This is a genomic window from Acinetobacter lactucae, from assembly GCF_013344765.1.
Lineage (GTDB): Bacteria > Pseudomonadota > Gammaproteobacteria > Pseudomonadales > Moraxellaceae > Acinetobacter > Acinetobacter lactucae_A.
The window spans coordinates 1-4,647 of sequence record NZ_JABVBF010000218.1 but is presented as its reverse complement, the minus strand read 5'-3'; the positions used below and the strand labels follow the sequence as shown (position 1 = coordinate 4,647).

General features: G+C 39.9%; 5 protein-coding genes. 3 read left to right on the top strand and 2 right to left on the bottom strand.

The genetic code is table 11. The annotated features are described in order from the left end of the window. Window positions 1–7 precede the first annotated feature (7 nt). Both HUN22_RS15660 and HUN22_RS15655 read right to left on the bottom strand, forming a co-directional pair. Window positions 8–415, bottom strand: a complete 408-nt coding sequence (locus tag HUN22_RS15660) for a hypothetical protein (RefSeq protein ID WP_016145438.1) — start codon at window positions 413–415, stop codon at window positions 8–10. A gap of 146 nt (window positions 416–561) precedes the next feature. Then, window positions 562–1,158, bottom strand: a complete 597-nt coding sequence (locus HUN22_RS15655; RefSeq protein ID WP_174731257.1) for a TetR/AcrR family transcriptional regulator — start codon at window positions 1,156–1,158, stop codon at window positions 562–564. 78 nt (window positions 1,159–1,236) lie between these two features. On the opposite strand from HUN22_RS15655, the gene HUN22_RS15650 reads away from it, so the two are divergent. The 3 genes from HUN22_RS15650 to HUN22_RS15640 all read left to right on the top strand — a co-directional run bounded on the left by HUN22_RS15650 (window position 1,237) and on the right by HUN22_RS15640 (window position 4,274). Beyond that, window positions 1,237–1,992, top strand: a complete 756-nt coding sequence (locus HUN22_RS15650) for a hypothetical protein (protein ID WP_174731254.1) — start codon at window positions 1,237–1,239, stop codon at window positions 1,990–1,992. Between the two features lie 77 nt (window positions 1,993–2,069). Further along, on the top strand, window positions 2,070–3,437 hold the full coding sequence (locus HUN22_RS15645) for an NAD(P)/FAD-dependent oxidoreductase (RefSeq protein WP_174731251.1): 1,368 nt from the start codon (window positions 2,070–2,072) through the stop codon (window positions 3,435–3,437). Window positions 3,438–3,638: 201 nt separating this feature from the next. Further along, on the top strand, window positions 3,639–4,274 hold the full coding sequence (locus tag HUN22_RS15640) for a TetR/AcrR family transcriptional regulator (RefSeq protein ID WP_174731248.1): 636 nt from the start codon (window positions 3,639–3,641) through the stop codon (window positions 4,272–4,274). The last annotated feature ends 373 nt before the right edge of the window (window positions 4,275–4,647 follow it).

Sequence of the window (4,647 nt, the reverse complement as noted above, 5' to 3'; positions counted from 1 at the left end):
TTTCTATCTATTGTTTAGTTTCTTCTATACGTTTACGAATTTCTTCTCGCCATTTTACGGCGTTTTCTTGTTGTTTATTCAGCAAGACACCGAGCATATAAGCAGTCACTGCTGCACCAATTAAAGCAATTCCACTTTCATAAATAATATCAATAACAAATTCTAAAATGCCTTCTGATAAAAAATCTAAAGTACCAGAAAATTTAAGGAGTTTAGCGATTCCTACTACAACAATTCCTAAAAGTGCTCCAGTCCATAAAAATATTTTGTGGATATTAATAGGCGCTGTGACTTGGTCAATTTGGTCAGGATATTTTCGGTAGTACTCAACTTCATCTTCTGTCACTTTGGCAGATGACTTAAATAGTAATTTAATAAAAAGTGTATCTTGATCAAGTTTTGAATTTTTCTTCATAGATACCTTACTTTATAAATTTTCTGATCTTTTATCTTACCTCTTGTTATTCACTACGCAACCACTCCTTAGAGGGACTAGCCATTTATAGAGAGCTTTAATACCCCCTATATTCGCATTTTTATTAAGTATTAAATTATTTAAATTTAGCTTAACCCATTTAAAATCATTAATACCGTTTGCTCCATTTGCTTTTGTCTCTGTTGATCAGTGACACCTTGAATACTGAACGCCCAATAAGCTTCAAATAAACAAACAATGACATAGGTTGCTGAGCTAATCGCCTCTGGGGTCGCTTTTGGATATTCTTGTGCCAATTGATTTTCAAAATCCGGAAGCCAGTGCTTTGTCCAAAGTGTATGGAGCATTTGCTGGATAAACGGATTTCTCGCGCTTTGAGCCACCAACTCGAACCAAACGATTAAATCATCTTGAGTCCTATACACTTCCGGTGTGAACATCATTATGAGTCGTTCGCTCAATGGTTTCCCACTAAAACGATGAATAATTTCAGTCCCCATTTTCGAAATGTAATGTTCAATGAAAGCGTTCATTAAATCTGAACGTGACGAAAAATAATGATGTACAAGAGTACGTTGCATGCCTGAAGCTTCCGCTACTTTGGCAAAAGTAATTCCTTCTAACCCTTCTCTCGCCACAACTGAAACAGCAGCTTGAAGAATTTCATAAGACCTTTCTTGAGCTTTACTCGGCCTTCCTATTTTGTTTTCCATTATCGCCATAAATAAAAATGTTTACTAATTAATCATAACATATTATTTTACTGACATGACAGTCAATTAATTACAAGGAAGTCTATTATGAAAATTCTCGGTCTAGATGCCGGCAGTGAAACGGAAGCTACTGCATCAAAAATCCTAACAAACAGTGAAATGACACATGCCGCTATTTTGGAAATAGTAAATATCTGTGGGCTGGTTGCTTGTATTGTATTAGCAATTATTGGCTGGATGTACGGTACAAAATTCCTCAAGAAAAAGAATATATTGCTCGGCTTAGAATGTTGGATCGTTGCTTTCTCTGCCACCAACTTTGTTGCTTACATGCTGACTGGTTGGAATGTTAATCTTTCAATTACTATGTTTCTTGATTCATTCTCACGTAGTTTCGGTATGCCAATTATTGCCGTGCTTGGCCTGATGGCTCTGACTCATAATTACAAACCTTCTCCTCTTAAGGAGTTTCTATTATTCGCATTCTCATTCGCCGGCACTTTTGTTGTTTTTCTGGCAGATTTCTTTGACGAAATACGTCCATATTTTTACATAGTTATGTGGGTAATTCTGGTGATTTACCTTTGTTACTTCATTATCTGTTTGGTACGTGCCAGAGAGATCGTACATGCTTTGGCTACTACATTAACGGTAATAAGCAGTCTATCGATAGCTATCGTATATGACTTCTTCCCTATACCAGGCGATGACAACCATATGATTTTTATGACTTTGGCTTTTATTACTTGGGGGTTTTCTATTATTCAATTGTATTACGCATATACAGCCTTAGAGCGATCACAAAATGTTTCTATGCAATCTTTTGTTCCAGCTCGCCAGTAAAACGCACTAAGGGTATTGTTTTTAAAAAGATTAAAGACAGTGCTCTAGCACTGTAAAATGATACAGAAGGATAGCGAATGAATTATTCAAATGAACAAGTGATGAGTGGCAACCCTGAAGCTATGCCATTTCGTCTTTTAGGTGGCTGGATAGAACAGCCTAGCGACCTTCAACCTGAGCTGGTCGGCTCTGTCAGCGCAGATGTCATTGTGGTTGGTGCTGGTTTTGCCGGGTTGTCTACAGCTCTTGAACTCACTGCACGGGGTGCAAAGGTGGTCGTGCTTGAGCAAGAGTTCGGCGGTTTTGGTGCCAGCGGACGTAATGCGGGCTATCTGCTTGGTAGTATGGGAATTGAATTCGAAGTGTTCGCCAAACGCCTCGGCGCTGAGCGTGCAAGGCAGTTTGTCAATTTCTACGACGAGGGCGTGACCTATGTTGAAAAACGTCTGGTCGAGTTAGGCATTGATTGTGATTACAATCCTTCTGGCATTATACGCGCTGTCATAGATCCTTCGCAGGAAAAATGGCTACGCCGCAGTATGAGAGTTGGTGAAGAACTAGGGTCCCATACTCGCTTTGTAGATCAAGCTGAAATGCGTGCTCGTGGGATTCCACCAGCTTTTTTGTTTGGTAGCGAACAGCGCGGCGGCACGCTAAACCCTGGTAAATACGTGAGTGGTTTACGCCGTGCAGCCATACAGGCAGGTGTTAAGATTTATGAGAAAACACCAGTGCTCTCTTATAACGAAGGACCAATCATTACATGCAAAACCGCTCGCGGTAGTGCCAGCGCACCCATCATGGTGTTAACCACAAATGCTTTCACACCTCAGTTGGGATTGCTGCGTGATAAAGTTGCGCCAATACGGGTTTCGGCAATTGAAACCCACCAATTATCTCCAAAGCAATTGGAGTCTCTGGGTTGGCCTGGCCGAGAAGGTATTATTACACCGCATCTCATGATGGAAAGTCATCGCTTGACTGCACACAATACAATGGTGCTGACAGTTAAGAAGTTGAATTATGTTTACGGTTCAAAAACTCCAAACGTACCAGATCACGATGCCTATGCTGCACTCGCACAGACCTTACGTGAGCGTCATCCCACACTAAAAGGTCTTGGTATTAAGCACTGCTGGAGTGGTTACGTTAGTGTGGCTTATGACTTTTTGCCTGTGGTTGGATCAACTGGACCACATCAAAATATTATCTATGCAGCGGGCTGTACGGGACATGGGCTTGCGACTCAGTCGCTCATGGGACAGCTCCTTGCCGAGAAAATTAAAGGAGTAGAAAACCCTATTCTGAAGAACTTATACCACAAGACTCCTTCTACACTACCTGAACCACTGCAGTGGTGTGCATTTAAGACAGGGTTCAAAGCAGCAGCATTCTATGATCGTCTAACTGACCGCAAAGCGCTTGCTGCTAAAAAGGATTCATAGAGCTAAGCATTTGTTAGTGCCGTAAATAATTAATGGACTACATTTTTGTAGTCCATTTTAAAAATTTCCTTTAATCCTAGCTTTAAATATTGCCCTATCTAAACCCATGGTCAATTCAAGCGGTGATTATGATTCATCACACTCGTTATTTTTTGGTATCAAAATTTATAAATTAGAATAAAAGTAAGGATGGTAATTATTGTGACTAAAAACAATCGAGGCAAGCGTGGTCGGCCTGCCAATCTAACACTTAAGCAAACCATAATCGATGCAGCATACGAATTATTTGTAGAATTAGGTTTTAAAGCAGCGACATTGAACATGGTCGCCCAACGTGCAAATATTTCTAAGCTGAGTATTTATCGACACTTCGAGAATAAAGAAGCGCTTTTCAGCGCGGTTGTGGCAGCCCGCTGCCAATATTTTGCAACTCATGCTTTTCTAAAAGACCCCGATGGTTCAGCCGAAGAACAGCTTATGTCAGTGGGATCATCTCTACTTTGTACTCTATTGAGCTCGGACTTCCATTGTCTTGAGACTATGATCATAGCTGATAGGACAAACCACAAATTGTTAAGCAAACTACATTACGAAGTCGTATTCGCTCATGTTATCAGACAAATTGAAGCTCTATTACGTCAGTTACACACGAAGGCTATTCTAAACGTGCCGTACCCTCTTCAGTCTGCCCACTTGTTTGTTGCGCTTTTCAAAGGATCCAACCTCAGCATTATTGCACGCTTCGATGAGGCAAAAATAGAGGACGATAACATGTTCAAATCCTACTGCCGCTCAGCTGTTAACATGTTTATCACTAGTCATGGTGGCAGTGCGTAGATGGAAGAATTGGGATTAGTTACTTAACTTTTTTTGAAATTCACTTAATTGAATCTACTGTTAACTATATCTCAATATTTGATTGCTTTGATTCGAAAGGTAGATATAAAAAGATTGGTTTTGTTCATGCAGATATAGATTGCAATGACTGGGAATTATTCAAGAAAGATGTTGAGCAAGGTAATTATCATATCTCTGGCGTACAGTCTTCTTATCAAAAAGCATTATGGGGAAGAGAGCGTATCTGCCACTATTGTGAAGATTTTGAAACTATACAAAATATAGATGAGGTCTACTTAGGGCATACCATTGTAAAGCACCCGTCCAATTAGATAACTGTTTTTATATCGATATTGGTTCTTTCTGGAGTAAA